This is a genomic window from Burkholderia sp. HI2714 (genome assembly GCF_002223085.1).
Taxonomy (GTDB): Bacteria; Pseudomonadota; Gammaproteobacteria; order Burkholderiales; family Burkholderiaceae; genus Burkholderia; species Burkholderia lata_D.
The window spans coordinates 223,865-240,526 of sequence record NZ_NKFM01000021.1 but is presented as its reverse complement, the minus strand read 5'-3'; the positions used below and the strand labels follow the sequence as shown (position 1 = coordinate 240,526).

15 protein-coding genes are annotated in these 16,662 nt (G+C 65.8%); 14 read left to right on the top strand and 1 reads right to left on the bottom strand.

Features of this window, described 5'->3' with window-relative positions; translation table 11 throughout:
• The first annotated feature begins 22 nt into the window (after nt 1-22).
• The 12 genes from uppS (at nt 23) to CFB82_RS11205 (ending at nt 12,280) form a co-directional block, all read left to right on the top strand.
• The gene (uppS, locus tag CFB82_RS11260) at nt 23-805 is read left to right on the top strand and encodes a polyprenyl diphosphate synthase (protein WP_069248278.1); all 783 of its coding nucleotides are present in this window, start codon (nt 23-25) and stop codon (nt 803-805) included.
• The gene (locus CFB82_RS11255) at nt 799-1,620 is read left to right on the top strand and encodes a phosphatidate cytidylyltransferase (RefSeq protein WP_089484156.1); all 822 of its coding nucleotides are present in this window, start codon (nt 799-801) and stop codon (nt 1,618-1,620) included. The genes uppS and CFB82_RS11255 overlap by 7 nt, the downstream gene beginning before the upstream one ends.
• Nucleotides 1,621-1,635: 15 nt before the next feature.
• On the top strand, nt 1,636-2,832 hold the full coding sequence (locus CFB82_RS11250; RefSeq protein WP_089445865.1) for a 1-deoxy-D-xylulose-5-phosphate reductoisomerase: 1,197 nt from the start codon (nt 1,636-1,638) through the stop codon (nt 2,830-2,832).
• Nucleotides 2,833-2,843: 11 nt separating this feature from the next.
• Nucleotides 2,844-4,214: an RIP metalloprotease RseP gene (gene rseP, locus CFB82_RS11245; protein ID WP_089445864.1), complete on the top strand. Its 1,371-nt coding sequence runs from the start codon at nt 2,844-2,846 to the stop codon at nt 4,212-4,214.
• A gap of 61 nt (nt 4,215-4,275) precedes the next feature.
• Complete coding sequence (bamA, locus tag CFB82_RS11240) at nt 4,276-6,585, top strand: outer membrane protein assembly factor BamA (protein WP_069248274.1); 2,310 nt, start codon at nt 4,276-4,278, stop codon at nt 6,583-6,585.
• Nucleotides 6,586-6,649: 64 nt separating this feature from the next.
• Nucleotides 6,650-7,147, top strand: coding sequence for an OmpH family outer membrane protein (locus CFB82_RS11235; protein WP_069248273.1), 498 nt, complete (start codon nt 6,650-6,652; stop codon nt 7,145-7,147).
• A gap of 16 nt (nt 7,148-7,163) precedes the next feature.
• Nucleotides 7,164-8,243, top strand: a complete 1,080-nt coding sequence (gene lpxD, locus CFB82_RS11230) for a UDP-3-O-(3-hydroxymyristoyl)glucosamine N-acyltransferase (RefSeq protein WP_069248272.1) — start codon at nt 7,164-7,166, stop codon at nt 8,241-8,243.
• Nucleotides 8,244-8,372: 129 nt separating this feature from the next.
• Nucleotides 8,373-8,840, top strand: coding sequence for a 3-hydroxyacyl-ACP dehydratase FabZ (gene fabZ / locus CFB82_RS11225; protein ID WP_011352450.1), 468 nt, complete (start codon nt 8,373-8,375; stop codon nt 8,838-8,840).
• 58 nt (nt 8,841-8,898) lie between these two features.
• Nucleotides 8,899-9,687, top strand: coding sequence for an acyl-ACP--UDP-N-acetylglucosamine O-acyltransferase (gene lpxA / locus CFB82_RS11220; protein ID WP_089445861.1), 789 nt, complete (start codon nt 8,899-8,901; stop codon nt 9,685-9,687).
• A 3-nt stretch (nt 9,688-9,690) separates the two neighbouring features.
• Nucleotides 9,691-10,860, top strand: a complete 1,170-nt coding sequence (lpxB, locus tag CFB82_RS11215) for a lipid-A-disaccharide synthase (protein ID WP_046545976.1) — start codon at nt 9,691-9,693, stop codon at nt 10,858-10,860.
• A complete protein-coding gene (gene rnhB / locus CFB82_RS11210) occupies nt 10,857-11,501 on the top strand; it encodes a ribonuclease HII (protein ID WP_069248270.1) in 645 nt (214 codons plus the stop codon). The genes lpxB and rnhB overlap by 4 nt, the downstream gene beginning before the upstream one ends.
• Complete coding sequence (locus tag CFB82_RS11205) at nt 11,498-12,280, top strand: TrmH family RNA methyltransferase (RefSeq protein WP_069248269.1); 783 nt, start codon at nt 11,498-11,500, stop codon at nt 12,278-12,280. The genes rnhB and CFB82_RS11205 overlap by 4 nt, the downstream gene beginning before the upstream one ends.
• 96 nt (nt 12,281-12,376) lie before the next feature.
• Here the strand turns inward: CFB82_RS11205 and ppsR are convergent, their stop codons facing one another.
• Complete coding sequence (gene ppsR, locus CFB82_RS11200; RefSeq protein WP_011352445.1) at nt 12,377-13,192, bottom strand: posphoenolpyruvate synthetase regulatory kinase/phosphorylase PpsR; 816 nt, start codon at nt 13,190-13,192, stop codon at nt 12,377-12,379.
• A 376-nt stretch (nt 13,193-13,568) separates the two neighbouring features.
• Between ppsR and ppsA the strand changes: the two genes are divergently transcribed.
• Nucleotides 13,569-15,968 (top strand): phosphoenolpyruvate synthase, encoded by a 2,400-nt coding sequence (gene ppsA / locus CFB82_RS11195; RefSeq protein WP_089484155.1) that lies wholly within the window; start codon nt 13,569-13,571, stop codon nt 15,966-15,968.
• A 252-nt stretch (nt 15,969-16,220) separates the two neighbouring features.
• Nucleotides 16,221-16,655, top strand: a complete 435-nt coding sequence (locus CFB82_RS11190) for an NfeD family protein (RefSeq protein WP_089484154.1) — start codon at nt 16,221-16,223, stop codon at nt 16,653-16,655.
• The last annotated feature ends 7 nt before the right edge of the window (nt 16,656-16,662 follow it).

Genomic DNA, 16,662 nt, shown 5'->3' with positions numbered 1-16,662 from the left:
CCGCATTACTGTCTCAACGGCCATGACCTATACCAGCTCTACCGTTCGCGTGCCTGACGTCGGCGTCGTGCCGCGTCACATCGCGATCATCATGGACGGCAACGGCCGTTGGGCGACCGAACGCCGCTTGCCGCGCGTCGCGGGGCACACCCGCGGCGTCGATGCCGTGCGGGCGGTGGTCGAAGGCTGCGCGCGCGCCGGCGTCGAATATCTGACGCTGTTCGCGTTCAGTTCGGAGAACTGGCGCCGTCCGAACGACGAAGTGTCGTTCCTGATGCGCCTCTTCATCACCGCGCTCGAGCGCGAGGTCGGCAAGCTTCACGCGAACGGGATCCGCCTGCGTGTCGTCGGCGATCTCGACCGCTTCGAGCCGCGCATCCGCGAACTGATTCGCCGCGCCGAAACCAAGACGGCGCGCAATACCCGTCTTACGCTCACCATCGCGGCCAACTACGGCGGCCGGTGGGACATCCTGCAGGCGACGAAGAAGCTCGTCGAGCAGGCCGTGCGCGAGGGCCGCGAGGTCGAAGTGACCGAGGAGGCATTCGCGCCGCACCTGGCGATGGCCTATGCGCCGGAGCCCGATCTCTTCATCCGTACCGGTGGCGAGCAGCGCGTCAGCAACTTCCTGCTGTGGCAGCTCGCGTACGCCGAATTCTATTTCACCGACAAATACTGGCCGGATTTCGACGGCGCGGCACTGGCCGACGCCATCGCGTCGTATACGGAGCGCGAGCGCCGTTTCGGCCGCACGAGCGCGCAGCTCGAACCGCAATCGCAGAACGCCGACTCCCTTTCATGCTGAAAACCCGTGTGATCACGGCGATCGTGATGCTGGCGGTCCTGCTGCCGGTGACGCTGTTCGCGCCGCTCACCGCGTTCGGCGCGCTGATCGGCGTCGTGCTCGTGTTTGCCGCATGGGAATGGGCGCGCCTGCTCAAGCTCGGCGGCGCCGGCCCGGTCGTCTATGCCGTCGTTGCGGCGCTGGCGCTCGCGGCAACGGCGCCGCTCGGCGTCGATGCGGCTTCGTCCCGTCCCCTTTTCATGGCAGCCGGCGTGTTCTGGCTGCTGGTCGGCCCGTTCACGCTGCGGCGCAAGCCGGCGCTCGCGGGCGGCGTATGGCGGCCGTTCCTGCTCGCGGCCGGCCTCGTGGTCTTCGCGGCCTGCTGGCATGCGCTCGTCGCGGCGCGTGCGCAGGGCGTGCCGTTCGTGTTGTCGCTGCTTCTGGTCGTCTGGCTCGCCGATATCGGCGCATACTTCGCGGGCAAGGCGTTCGGAAAGCGTAAACTGGCCATCACGATCAGCCCCGGCAAGAGCTGGGAAGGCGCGATCGGTGGCTGGCTCGCGGTGATGGTCGTCGCCGGTGTCGCGATGGCCGTGCATGCGTTCGAGCCGACCCTGTTTTCCGCGTTCGCCGTGCGCTACGGGATGCCCGGCGCGTGGGCCGCACTGACGCTGCTGGTCGCGTACAGCGTGATCGGCGACCTGTTCGAGTCGTTGCTGAAGCGGCAGGCGGGCGTGAAGGATTCGAGCGGACTGCTGCCGGGCCATGGCGGCGTGCTCGACCGTGTCGACGCGCTGCTGCCGGTGCTGCCGCTCGCGATGCTGCTGCTTGGTTAAACCACTAATTCTGTTATGCAAAAACGTCTGACATTGCTCGGTTCCACGGGCTCGATCGGAGACAGCACGCTCGACGTGGTCGCGCGCCATCCCGAGCGCTTCTCGGTCTATGCGCTGACCGCACACCGCAACGGCGACAAGCTCGTCGAGCAATGCCTGCGCTTCGCGCCCGAAGTGGCGGTGGTCGGCGATGCCGAGACGGCTGCGCAGGTCGACGCGAAACTGCGCGCGGCGGGCAGCAAGACGACCGTGCTGTACGGGCCGCAGGCGCTCGTCGACGTGTCGAAGAGCGATGGTTGCGACACGGTGGTCGCGGCGATCGTCGGTGCGGCCGGCATGGCGCCGAGCCTCGCGGCCGCGCGCGCCGGCAAGCGCATCCTGCTCGCGAACAAGGAAGCGCTGGTGATGTCGGGCGCGATCTTCATGGACGCCGTGCGCGACCATGGCGCGATCCTGCTGCCGGTCGACAGCGAACACAACGCAATCTTCCAGTGCATGCCGCGCGACGCGGCCGAGCACGGCGGGATCTCGAAGATCATCCTGACCGCGTCGGGCGGCCCGTTCCGCACGCGCGAACCGGCCACGCTCGTCGACGTGACGCCGGACGAGGCGTGCAAGCACCCGAACTGGGTAATGGGCCGCAAGATCTCGGTCGATTCCGCGACGATGATGAACAAGGGCCTCGAGGTGATCGAGGCGCACTGGATCTTCGGGCTGCCGGGTGACCGCATCGACGTGCTGATCCACCCGCAGAGCGTGATCCATTCGCTCGTGTCGTATCGCGACGGCTCGGTGCTGGCCCAGCTCGGCAATCCCGACATGCGCACGCCGATCGCGCACGCGCTCGCGTTCCCCGAGCGTGTCGATGCGGGCGTCGAGCAGCTCGATCTCGCGCAAATTGCGCAGCTGTCGTTCGAAAAGCCCGATTACGCGCGCTTCCCGTGCCTCGCGCTTGCGCTGAAGGCGCTTGAGGAAGGCGGCATCGCGAGCGCCGCATTGAACGCGGCGAACGAAGTCGCGGTCGAAGCGTTTCTCGAGCGCCGCATCGGCTTCATGACGATTGCGGCGACGGTCGACGCCGTGCTCAACGCGCTGCCGAACCGTACGCCCGAGGGGCTCGAGGACGTCCTGGCGGCGGATGCCGAGGCACGCCGCCTCGCCGTCGAAATCATTGCGAAAGCGCCTGCGCCACGCGTGGAGCGCACTGTCTGAATGGAGTGCTCATGAACGTGCTGGTCGAACTGATCGCGTTTGCCGTGGCGATCGGGGTGCTGGTCGTCGTGCATGAGTACGGACACTATCGCGTCGCGCGCTGGTGCGGCGTGAAGGTGCTGCGTTTCTCGATCGGCTTCGGCCAGCCCGTCGCGCGCTGGGTCAGCCGCAGGACGGGCACCGAGTGGACGCTGTCGGCACTGCCGCTCGGCGGCTACGTGAAGATGCTCGACGAGCGCGATCCCGGGCCCGGCATCCCGCCCGAGGAACTCGGCCAGGCGTTCAACCGGCAATCCGTCTACAAGCGCATCGCGATCGTCGCAGCCGGGCCGATTGCCAACTTCCTGTTGGCAATCGCGCTGTTTGCCGTCGTATTCGCCACCGGCGTAACCGAGCCCGCCGCGATCGTCGCACCGCCGGCCGCCGGCACGGTCGCTGCGCGCGCGGGCTTCGACGGCAGCGAGAAGATCGTGTCGATCCGCAACGCGCAGGGCGGCGAGGCCGAGCCGGTGCGGTCGTGGTCGGACCTGCGCTGGAAGCTGCTGGCGGCCGCGTTCGATCACCGCGAGATCGTGCTCGGCGCCCGCGACGGCAACACGACGTTCGATTTCCGCGTCGACCTCCGCAATGTTCCCGAAAGTCAGCTCGACGACGATTTCATGGCCCATCTGGGCTTCGAGACCGGCGGCGGGACGTTGTCGGTCGCGTCCGTGCAGCCCGGCAGCGCGGCGGAGCAGGCGGGCCTGAAGTCGGGCGACAAGCTGGTCGCGCTCGACGGCAAGCCGATCGGCGGCGCGTCGCGCTTCATCGATTTCGTAAAACACCATGCGGGCAAGCCGCTCGACCTGCGGATCGAGCGCGACGGCGCCGCGCAGACGGTGTCGATCGTGCCGCAGATGCAGCGCGACGATGAATCGGGGCAGCAGGTCGGCCGTATCGGCGCGGCGCTGTCGATGCATGCGCCGTCCGTCGACGTGCGGTACGGGCCGATCGAGAGCCTGGAGCTCGGCGCGCACCGTACGTGGGACATCTCCGTGTATTCGCTGAAGATGTTCGGGCGCATGATCACGGGCAACGCATCGCTGAAGAACCTGTCCGGCCCGGTGACGATCGCGGACTACGCGGGCAAGAGCGCGCGGCTCGGTCCGTCGGCGTTCCTGTCGTTCCTCGCCCTTGTCAGCATTAGCCTTGGCGTCCTGAACTTGTTGCCGATTCCCGTTTTGGACGGGGGGCATCTGTTATATTATGCGGTTGAAGCCGCGACCGGGAAGGCTGTCTCGGAGCGCTGGCAGCTGATTCTGCAAAGAGCCGGGTTGATCTGCATCGTCGCATTGTCGGCGATCGCGCTGTTCAACGATCTGGCTCGGTTAATCCATTTCTGAAGCGTCAGGCGGCGCCCGCTGGGCAGCCGCCTGATTTGATGCAGCTAAATACTGGGGATGCATGTTGTTCAAACCTCATCGCTTTGTACCTAAGACAGTTGCAGCGGCCGCGCTCGCCGCGCACGGCCTCGCGGCCCATGCAGCGGCACCGTTCGTGGTGCAAGACATCAAGATCGAGGGGCTGCAGCGCGTCGAAGCGGGTTCGGTGTTCGCCTACCTGCCGATCAAGCAGGGCGATACCTTCACGGACGACAAGGCATCCGAAGCAATCCGCGCGCTGTACGCGACGGGCTTCTTCAACGACGTACGCATCGCCACGCAGGGCAACGTCGTGATCGTGCAGGTGCAGGAGCGTCCGGCCATCGCGTCGATCGACTTCACCGGCACGAAGGAATTCGACAAGGACAACCTGACGAAGGCGCTGCGCGCAGTCGGTCTCGCCGACGGCCGCTACTACGACAAGGCGCTCGTCGACAAGGCGGAGCAGGAACTCAAGCGCCAGTACCTCACGCGCGGCTTCTACGCGGCCGAGGTCAAGACGACGATCACGCCGGTCGACGCGAACCGCGTGTCGATCCTGTTCGCGGTGGCCGAAGGCCCGAGCGCGAAGATCCGCCAGATCAACTTCATCGGCAACAAGGCTTTCAGCACCAGCACGCTGCGCGACGAGATGCAGCTGTCGACGCCGAACTGGTTCTCCTGGTACACGAAGAACGATCTGTACTCGAAGGAAAAGCTCACCGGCGACCTCGAGGCGGTGCGCTCGTACTACCTGAACCGCGGCTATCTCGAGTTCAACATCGATTCGACCCAGGTGTCGATCTCGCCCGACAAGAAGGACATGTACCTGACGGTCACGCTGCACGAAGGCGAGCCGTACACGGTGTCGGGCATCAAGCTGTCGGGCAACCTGCTCGATCGCGAAGCCGAACTCAACAAGCTGATCAAGATCAAGCCGGGCGATCGCTTCTCGGCCGAAAAGCTGCAACAGACCACCAAGTCGATCGTCGACAAGCTCGGTGAGTACGGCTACGCATTCGCGACCGTCAACGCGCAGCCGGACATCGACCAGGCGAACCACAAGGTGAACCTGAACCTCGTCGTCGATCCGAGCCGCCGCGTGTACGTGCGCCGTATCAACGTCGTCGGCAACACGCGCACGCGCGACGAAGTGGTGCGCCGCGAAATGCGCCAGCTCGAAAGCTCGTGGTTCGATTCGAACCGCCTCGCGCTGTCGAAGGATCGCGTGAACCGTCTCGGGTACTTCACCAACGTCGACGTGACGACGGTGCCGGTCGAAGGCACGAACGACCAGGTCGACGTGAACGTGAAGGTCGATGAAAAGCCGACCGGCGCGATCACGCTGGGCGCCGGCTTCTCGTCGACGGACAAGGTCGTGCTGTCGGCCGGCGTGTCGCAGGACAACGTGTTCGGTTCGGGTACCAGCCTGTCGGTGAACGTCAACACCGCGAAGAGCTACCGTACGCTGACCGTCACGCAGGTCGACCCGTACTTCACGGTCGACGGCATCAAGCGGATCACGGACGTCTTCTACCGCACGTACCAGCCGCTCTACTATTCGACGAGCTCGAGCTTCCGGATCATCAGCGCGGGCGGCAACCTGAAGTTCGGCATCCCGTTCTCGGAAGTCGACACCGTCTACTTCGGCGCGGGCTTCGAGCAGAACCGTCTCGACGTCGATTCGAACACGCCGCAGAGCTACCAGGACTACGTGAACCAGTTCGGCCGCGTGTCGAACACGGTGCCGCTGACGGTCGCGTGGTCGCGCGACGCGCGTGACAGCGCGCTGATTCCGAGCCGCGGCTACTTCACGCAGGCGAACATGGAGTACGGCGTGCCGGTCGGCAAGATCCAGTACTACAAGGCCGACCTGCAGGCCCAGTACTACTACTCGTTCTCGCGCGGCTTCATCCTGGGCCTGAACCTGCAAGGCGGCTACGGTAACGGTATCGGCAACCCGTACCCGATCTTCAAGAACTACTACGCGGGCGGTATCGGCTCCGTGCGTGGCTACGAGCCGAGCTCGCTGGGCCCGCGCGACACGAAGACGAACGACCCGATCGGCGGTTCGAAGATGGTCGTCGGCAACATCGAGCTGACGTTCCCGCTGCCGGGCACGGGCTACGACCGCACGCTGCGCGTGTTCACGTTCCTCGACGGCGGTAACGTGTGGGGCAACGCGCCGGGCGGCACGAGTACGGGCGCCAACGGCCTGCGTTACGGCTACGGTGTGGGTCTCGCGTGGATCTCGCCGATCGGCCCGCTGAAGCTGAGCCTCGGCTTCCCGCTGCAGAAGCACGAAGGCGACCAGTACCAGAAATTCCAGTTCCAGATCGGGACGGCGTTCTGACCGAACGCATGACAACAGCAACGAGAGGGTAATTTTGCTAACCGGTAAGTTTTCGAAACGAGTGATGTGCGCGCTGACCGTTGCGCTGGCCTTGGGCGCGGCAACGGCGCATGCACAGGACGTCGCCCGCATCGCGGCGGTCAATTCGGATCGGATCCTGCGCGAGTCGGTGCCCGCGAAGGCGGCGCAGACGAAGCTCGAAGCCGAGTTCGCGAAGCGCGACAAGGATCTGCAGGATCTGGCGGCGCGCCTGAAGTCGATGTCCGATTCGCTGGACAAGAACGGCGCGTCGCTGTCGGCGGCCGACCGCGCGCAGAAGCAGCGTGATCTCGCCCAGCTCGATACCGACTTCCAGCGCAAGCAGCGCGAGTTCCGCGAAGACCTGAACCAGCGCCGCAACGAGGAGCTGGCGGCCGTGCTTGAGCGGGCGAACAAGGTCATCAAGCAGATCGCCGAGCAGCAGAATTACGACCTGATCGTGCAGGAAGCCGTGTACGTCAGCCCGCGCATCGACATCACCGACAAGGTGCTCAAGGCGCTCGCGTCCGGCTCGACGAACTGAACGGAGCAGACGACGAATGGCATTGACGCTTGAGGAACTCGTAAAGCGGTTCGGCGGCGAGATCGCCGGCGACGCACAGTGCAAGGTGGGCGCACTCGCGCCGCTCGACCAGGCAGGCCCGCAGCATCTCGCGTTCCTCGCGAATCCGAAGTACCTGTCGCAGGTCGAGTCGACCCGCGCCGGCGCGGTGCTGATCGCGCCGAAGGATCTGGAAAAGCTGGGCGCGGCCGCTACCGGCCGCAATTTCATTGTCACGCCGAATCCATACGCGTACTTCGCGCGCGTCGCGCAGATGTTCATCGACCTGGCTACGCCGCAGCGCGCCGCCGGCGTGCATCCGAGTGCGACGATCGATCCGGCCGCGCAGGTCGCCGCGAGCGCGGTGATCGGCCCGCACGTGACGGTCGAGGCCGGTGCGGTGATCGAAGACGGCGTGCAGCTCGATGCGAACGTCTTCATCGGCCGCGGCACGACGATCGGCGCGGGCTCGCACCTGTATCCGAACGCATCGGTGTACCACGGCTGCAAGGTCGGCGCGCGCGCGATCATCCATGCGGGCGCCGTGATCGGCTCCGACGGCTTCGGCTTCGCGCCGGATTTCGTCGGCGACGGCGACGCGCGCACCGGCAGCTGGGTCAAGATCCCGCAGGTCGGGGGCGTCACGATCGGCCCGGACGTCGAGATCGGCGCGAACACGACGATCGATCGCGGCGCGATGGCGGATACCGTCATCGAGGAATGCGTGAAGATCGACAACCAGGTGCAGATCGGCCACAACTGCCGGATCGGCGCGTACACGGTGATCGCCGGCAGCGCCGGGATCGCGGGCAGCACGACGATCGGCCGCCACTGCATGATCGGCGGTGCGGCCGGGATCGCCGGCCACGTGACGCTCGGCGACTATGTCATCATCACCGCGAAATCGGGCGTATCGAAGTCGCTGCCGAAGGCCGGCATCTATACCAGCGCGTTCCCGGCCGTCGACCACGGCGAATGGAACAAGAGCGCCGCGCTCGTGCGCAACCTCGACAAGCTGCGCGAGCGCATCAAGGCGCTCGAAGCCGCGCTCGCCGCCCAGGGCGGCACCAACGCCTGAGCGCATCATGCGAGACCTCGAACCGGGCACGGCCAGCGCAACCGGCCCGGTTTGCCAGACTGGGCCGCACGACGGCCCGCTTCAGCCTTTGCATCACCACCGCGCAGCCTCTGCGTGAGACGAACCATCATGAGCACTGAAAAAATCAATCTCGACATCCACAAGATCCTCACGCTGCTGCCGCATCGCTACCCGATTCTGCTCGTCGATCGCGTGCTCGAACTCGAACCGCACAAGGGAATCAAAGCGCTGAAGAACGTGTCGATCAACGAGCCGTACTTCCAGGGACATTTCCCGAAGCGGCCGGTGATGCCGGGCGTGCTGATCCTCGAAGCGCTCGCGCAGGCCGCGGCGCTGCTGACCTTCTCGGAAGAGCAGCCGAAGGATCCGGAGAACACGCTGTACTACTTCGTCGGGATCGACGGCGCGCGCTTCAAGCGTCCGGTCGAGCCGGGCGACCAACTGATTCTGAACGTGACGTTCGAACGCTACATCCGCGGCATCTGGAAGTTCAAGGCGGTGGCGGAAGTGGACGGCAAGGTGGCGGCGGAGGCCGAACTGATGTGCACGGTCAAGACGACCGACGTGGCGCCCTGAGCGACGCGGCACGGACAGGCAACGCAACGCGACACATCACATCGAGAGGCAACGGCGCATGACCAGGATTCATCCCACCGCGATTGTCGAACCGGGCGCGCAGATCGACGAATCGGTCGAGATCGGCCCGTACGCGATCGTCGGTCCGCACGTCACGATCGGCGCGCGTACGACGATCGGCTCGCACAGCGTGATCGAAGGCCATACGACGCTCGGCGAGGACAACCGCATCGGCCATTACGCGTCGGTCGGTGGTCGTCCGCAGGACATGAAGTACAAGGACGAGCCGACGAAGCTCGTGATCGGCAATCGCAACACGATCCGCGAATTCACGACGATCCACACGGGCACCGTGCAGGACGTCGGCGTGACGACGCTCGGTGACGACAACTGGATCATGGCCTATGTGCACATCGGCCATGACTGCACCGTCGGCAGCCACGTGATCCTGTCGAGCAACGCACAGATGGCCGGCCACGTCGAGATCGGCGACTGGGCGATCGTCGGCGGGATGTCGGGCGTCCACCAGTTCGTGCGCATCGGCGCGCACTCGATGCTGGGCGGCGCATCGGCGCTCGTGCAGGACATTCCGCCGTTCGTGATCGCGGCAGGCAACAAGGCCGAGCCGCACGGGATCAACGTCGAAGGGCTGCGCCGGCGCGGTTTCTCGCCCGACGCGATCTCCGCGCTGCGCAGCGCGTACCGCCTGCTGTACAAGAACGGCCTGTCGCTCGAGGAAGCGAAAGTGCAGTTGCGCGAGCTGGCGGCGGCGGGCGGCGAGGGCGACGCACCCGTGACGGCGCTCGTCGAGTTCATCGACGCGTCGCAACGCGGCATCATCCGCTAAGCGATGCCGCTTCCGACCACTCAGCTCCGGCTCGCGATGGTGGCCGGCGAACCGTCGGGCGACCTGCTCGGCGCGTCGCTGCTCGGCGGGCTGCGCGAGCGGCTGCCCGAATCGGCCCAGTACTACGGGATCGGCGGGCCGCGGATGATCGCGCAGGGCTTCGACTCGCACTGGCAGATGGACAAGCTGACCGTGCGCGGCTATGTCGAGGCGCTGGGCCAGATTCCCGAGATCCTGCGGATTCGCGGCGAGCTGAAGCGCCAGTTGCTCGCCGAGCGGCCGGACGCGTTCATCGGCGTCGACGCGCCCGACTTCAACTTCAACGTCGAACAGGCGGCGCGCGACGCGGGCATCCCGTCGATCCACTTCGTGTGCCCGTCGATCTGGGCATGGCGCGGCGGCCGGATCAAGAAGATCGCGAAGTCGGTCGATCACATGCTGTGCCTGTTCCCGTTCGAACCGGCGATTCTCGACAAGGCAGGCGTTGCCTCGACCTACGTCGGCCATCCGCTCGCCGACGAGATTCCGCTCGAACCCGACACGCACGGTGCGCGCATCGCGCTCGGACTGCCGGCCGACGGCCCGGTGATCGCCGTGTTGCCGGGCAGCCGGCGCTCGGAAATCGCACTGATCGGCCCGACGTTCTTCGCGGCGATGGCGCTGATGCAGCAGCGCGAGCCTGGCGTGCGGTTCGTGATGCCGGCGGCCACGCCCGCGCTGCGCGCGCTGCTGCAGCCGCTCGTCGATGCGCATCCGCAGCTCGCGCTGACGATCACCGATGGCCGCTCGCAGGTCGCGATGACGGCTGCCGACGCGATCCTCGTGAAGAGCGGCACGGTCACGCTGGAAGCCGCGCTGCTGAAAAAGCCGATGGTGATCTCGTACAAGGTGCCCTGGCTGACCGGGCAGATCATGCGCCGGCAGGGTTACCTGCCGTACGTCGGCTTGCCGAACATCCTGGCGGGGCGTTTCGTCGTGCCCGAGCTGCTGCAGCATTTCGCGACGCCCGAGGCGCTCGCCGATGCGACGCTCACGCAGCTGCGCGACGACGCGAACCGCCGCACGCTGACCGAAGTCTTTACCGAAATGCACCTTTCGCTGCGACAGAACACGGCCGCGAAGGCGGCCGAAGCGGTCGTACGCGTGCTCGAACAACGCAAGGGGCGCGCATGACCGCAGTACGTGCACCACGCCGCCGCGCGTCGAGCGACGTGCAGGGCGGATTCGATTTCAGCCGTCCCGACGAGATCGTCTGCGGCGTCGACGAAGCGGGCCGCGGCCCGCTCGCCGGGCCGGTGGTGGCCGCCGCGGTGATTCTCGATCCGGCGCAGCCGATCGACGGGCTCGACGATTCGAAGGCGCTGTCCGCGAAGAAGCGCGACGCACTGTACGAGCTGATCGTCGCGCGCTCGCTGTCGTATTGCGTCGCGTCGGCGAGTGTCGACGAGATCGACACGCTGAACATCCTGCACGCGACGATGCTCGCGATGAAGCGGGCGGTCGAAGGGCTGTCGGTCCTGCCGACGCTCGCGCAGATCGACGGCAACCGCTGCCCGACGCTGACGGTGCGCGCCGAGGCGATCGTCAGCGGCGACGCGCTCGTGCCGAGCATCTCGGCCGCGTCGATCCTCGCGAAGGTCACCCGTGACCGCATGCTCGTCGACCTGCACGAACGCTTCCCCGTGTACGGCTTCAACGTGCATGCGGGCTACGGCACCGAGAAACACCTTGCCGCGCTGCGCGAGCACGGCCCGTGCGAAGCCCATCGGCGCTCGTTCGCGCCGGTTCGCGCGGCACTCGACCTGATTCGATGAAAAGCATTACTTCCCGCGACAACCCGCTGTACAAGCGCCTGAAGGCGCTCGCGGGTTCGACGTCCCATCAGCGCCGCGGCGGCCAGGCGCTGCTCGAAGGATTCCATCTCGCGAGCGCGTACCTCGACACGGGCGCGACGCCCGAGCTGTGCGTCACGACCGAAGGCGCACTCGGCCACGCCGAGGCCCAGGCGATCGTCGCGCGCATCGATGCGCAGCGAATCGTCACGCTGCCCGACGCGCTGTTCGGACAGTTGTCGAACGTCGTCAACGGCGTCGGCTTCCTGCTGCTCGTCGACCGGCCGGCGCAGCCGCTGCCGGCGCGCGTGACGCAGTCGTCGGTCGTGCTCGACGGCGTGCAGGACGCCGGCAACGTCGGCTCGATCCTGCGCAGCGCGGCGGCCGCAGGCGTGCGCCACGTGTTCTGTGCACCGGGCACCGCGTATGCATGGTCGTCGAAGGTGCTGCGCTCGGGCATGGGCGCGCATTTCCTGCTGTCGATCCACGAGGACGTCGAAGCCGGCGCGCTCGCCGAGCGCCTCGCTGTGCCGGTCGCGCTGACCGACTCGCACGGCGCGCAGGCGGTCTATGACTGCGACCTGTCGGGGCCGGTTGCATGGGTGTTCGGCAACGAGGGGGCGGGCGTGTCGGCGTTCTGGCGCGACGCGGCCACGCATCGCGTGACGATCCCGCAACCGGGCGGGATGGAGTCGCTGAATGTCGCGGCCGCGGCTGCGGTCTGCCTGTTCGAGCAGGTGCGTCAACAGCGGCGTGCGTGACGCCACACGCGTGCTTGCCGCGCACCATGGAAAAGGCCGCGTTCGACGCGGCCTTTTTGTTGCCGGCGGCGGCCAGGCGGCCGCCAGCGCTCCGGCTCAGTACGACTGCCGGTCGAGGCGGATTTCCTGCAGGATCGTCGTCGCGATTTCCTCGATCGACTTGTGCGTCGACGACAGCCACTTGATCCCCTCGCGGCGCATCATCGCTTCGGCCTCGTTGATTTCGTAGCGACAGTTCTCGGGCGCCGCGTATTTGCTGCCCGGCCGGCGCTCGTTGCGGATCTCCGACAGGCGCTGCGGGTCGATCGACAGCCCGAACAGCTTCTCGCTGTACGCGGCGAGCGCCGACGGCAGCTTGCCGCGCTCGAAATCCTCCGGAATCAGCGGATAGTTTGCCGCCTTCACGCCGTACTGCATCGCGAGATACAGGCTCGTCGGCGTCTTGCCGCTGCGCGACACGCCGACGAGGATCACGTCGGCTTCCGACAGGTTGCGGTTCGACTGGCCGTCGTCGTGCGCGAGCGAGAAGTTGATCGCCTCGATCCGGGTCTTGTATTCCTCGGTGTCCGCGTTCTGGTGGCCGCGGCCCATCGCGTGGCTCGACTTGAGCTCCAGTTCCTGCTCGAGCGGTTCGACGAAGCGCTGGAACATGTCGAGCACGAGTGCGTTCGAGCGCTTGACGATGTCGTTCGACTCGCTGTCGACGAGCGTCGTGAACACGATCGCGCGGCGGCCGTCGTGCACGGCGGCCTCGTTGATCTTCTCGACGGTCGCATAGGCCTTGTCGAGCGAGTCGACGAACGGCACGCGCACGAGACGGAATTTCTGGTCGAACTGGGAGAGGATCGAATGCGCGAAGGTTTCGGCAGTGATCCCGGTGCCGTCGGAGACGATGAATACGGTAGGCAGCATGAATCTGGGCGTCGAACGTGAAGGGCGGTTGCGCGGGCGGCTGGAGGTTCGCCTCCAGACGCAGTGACAAGGTCGCGCCACATCCGGCAGCCGGCACGGTAGAATAGCGGCAACCTGTTGGATAAGCAATTGCGGGGGCAGGGCGCGAACGGCGCCCCGGACTTCGCCGCTCGATTCCAAAATTCCCGGCAAGTTTGGTGATTTGTCTGCAAATATCGCCCTTCTTCCGGGATTTTTGCAAATCGGGTCGGAAGATTGTCCGCCGCTGCGATTGTTTCTCCAACAGGTTGCGCAAGACGCGCCGCGCCTTTTTGCACGCGCCCGCGTCCAAGCCCACTTGCGCAATCGAGCATTTTTTTCACACTTAGGGGCTTGTATGACTAACGCAGCAAACGTCGCAAAGGACCAGGCGTATGTAATTCCGTTCGAGCAGTTGCGGATGACCGATGTGGAGATCGTCGGCGGCAAGAATGCGTCGCTGGGCGAAATGATCAGCCAGCTTTCCGAAGCAGGCGTTCGCGTACCCACCGGTTTCGCCACGACCGCGCTCGCGTTCCGCGATTTCCTCAAGCACAACGACCTCACCGACCGCATCGCCAAGCGTCTCGAGTCGCTCGACATCGACGACGTGAAGGCGCTCGCCGAAGCCGGCGCCGAAATCCGCAAGTGGATCGTCGATGCGCCGATGCAGGCACGTCTCGAGCAGGAAATCCGTGAGCAGTTCGACATCCTGAAGAACAGCTCGCCCGGCGAGCTGTCGTTCGCCGTGCGTTCGTCCGCTACCGCGGAAGACTTGCCCGACGCATCGTTCGCCGGCCAGCAGGAGTCGTACCTGAACGTCGTCGGCATCGAAGACGTGCTCGACCGCATGAAGCACGTGTTCGCGTCGCTGTACAACGACCGCGCGATCTCGTATCGCGTGCACAAGGGCTTCACGCACGCGGAAGTCGCCCTGTCGGCCGGCGTGCAGCGCATGGTCCGCTCGGACGTCGGCGCGGCCGGCGTGATGTTCACGATCGACACCGAATCGGGCTTCAAGGACGCCGTGTTCATCACGTCGAGCTACGGCCTGGGCGAAACCGTCGTGCAGGGCGCAGTGAACCCGGACGAGTTCTATGTGTTCAAGACGACGCTCGCACAGGACAAGTACCCGATCATCCGCCGCTCGATCGGCTCGAAGCTGATCAAGATGGAATTCACGCAGCCGGGCGAGCCGGGCCGCGTGAAGACGGTCGACGTGCCGCACGAGCAGCGCAACCGCTACTCGATCACCGACGAAGACGTGATCGAGCTGGCGAAGTACGCGGTCATCATCGAGAAGCACTACCAGCGTCCGATGGACATCGAGTGGGGCAAGGACGGCCGCGACGGCAAGATCTTCATCCTGCAGGCACGTCCGGAAACCGTGAAGAGCCAGGCGACCGGCAAGGCCGAGCAGCGCTTCAAGCTGAAGGGCCAGTCGCAGGTGCTGGCAACGGGCCGTGCGATCGGCCAGAAGATCGGCGCGGGCCCCGTGCGCGTGATCCAGGATCCGTCGGAAATGGAACGCGTGCAGCCGGGCGACGTGCTGGTGGCCGACATGACCGACCCGAACTGGGAGCCGGTGATGAAGCGTGCAGCCGCGATCGTCACGAACCGTGGCGGCCGGACCTGCCACGCGGCAATCATCGCGCGTGAACTCGGCGTGCCGGCAGTCGTCGGCTGCGGCGATGCGACCGACATCCTGAAGGACGGCGCGCTCGTCACCGTGTCGTGCGCGGAAGGCGACGAAGGCAAGATCTACGACGGCCTGCTCGAGACGGAAGTCACGGAAGTGCAGCGCGGCGAACTGCCGGAAATCCCGGTCAAGATCATGATGAACGTCGGCAACCCGCAGCTCGCGTTCGACTTCTCGCAACTGCCGAACGCCGGCGTGGGTCTCGCGCGTCTCGAGTTCATCATCAACAACAACATCGGCGTTCACCCGAAGGCGATCCTCGAGTACCCGAACATCGACCAGGACCTGAAGAAGGCCGTCGAGAGCGTCGCGCGTGGTCACGCATCGCCGCGTCAGTTCTACGTCGACAAGCTGACGGAAGGTGTCGCGACGATCGCGGCGGCGTTCTATCCGAAGCCCGTGATCGTGCGTCTGTCCGACTTCAAGTCGAACGAGTACAAGAAGCTGATCGGCGGTTCGCGTTACGAGCCGGACGAGGAAAACCCGATGCTGGGCTTCCGCGGCGCGTCGCGTTACATCGCTGAAGACTTCGCGCAGGCGTTCGAGATGGAGTGCCGTGCACTGAAGCGCGTGCGCGACGAGATGGGCCTGACCAACGTCGAGATCATGGTGCCGTTCGTGCGTACCGTGAAGCAGGCGGAGCGCGTCGTCGGCCTGCTCGAGAAGTTCGGCCTGAAGCGCGGCGAAAACGGCCTGCGCCTCGTGATGATGTGCGAAGTCCCGACCAACGCGATCCTCGCCGAAGACTTCCTGCAGTTCTTCGACGGCTTCTCGATCGGCTCGAACGACCTCACGCAGCTCACGCTCGGCCTCGACCGCGATTCGGGCATGGAACTGCTGGCTGTCGACTTCGACGAACGCGATCCGGCCGTCAAGTTCCTGCTGAAGCGCGCGATCGATACCTGCCGCAAGATGGGCAAGTACGTCGGCATCTGCGGCCAGGGCCCGTCCGATCACCCGGACTTCGCGCAATGGCTGACCGACGAAGGCATCGTGTCGATCTCGCTGAACCCCGACACGATCGTCGATACGTGGCAGGCGCTCGCCAACCGGAAGTAACGGTCGGTCATGCATCTTTGACGGAAGCGCGGTGGCACCGTGCTTCCGCTGAAGGCAAAATGCAAGGTTCATGCTATAAACACCCCGGTAGGCACCGGGGTGTTTTTATTTGTGGGTACGCACCGGGCCGGCCCACGCGCATTGGCCGTCTCCTCGGGGGCGGCGGGCATGTTGAACCGGAGTCGCGCTTCAACGCGTATTCTGGTTGCCTGCACGGCAGGTGAGCACGGGGATGTTTTTCTGGAGACCACAATGATGTCGGGGCATCTGTTCTGGTGGGTCGCGGTGGGCGTGCTGGTCGTGGCCGAATTGCTGACGGGTAAGTTCTACCTGCTGATGATCGCGCTCGGCTTTCTCGCGGGCGGGCTGCTGCAGTTGGCCGGTTTCGCGCCGCACGTGCAGTTCGGGGCGGCGGCGGTGGTCGCGATCGTCGCGATGGTCGTGTTGCGGCGTTCGGGGCTCGGCCGCAAGCAGAAGCGCGACACGTCGACGAATCCCGACGTCAATCTCGATATCGGCGCGACCGTCACGGTCGACGCGTGGCGTGACGGCCGCGCGCGCGTGCAATATCGCGGCGCCGACTGGGACGTCGAGCTCGAGAACGGCGAGCGCGACGATGCGCACGTGTATCAGGTGAGTGCCGTGCGCGGCAATTGTCTCGTGGTCGTGGCGAAACCCGCGGGCTGATCGTCCG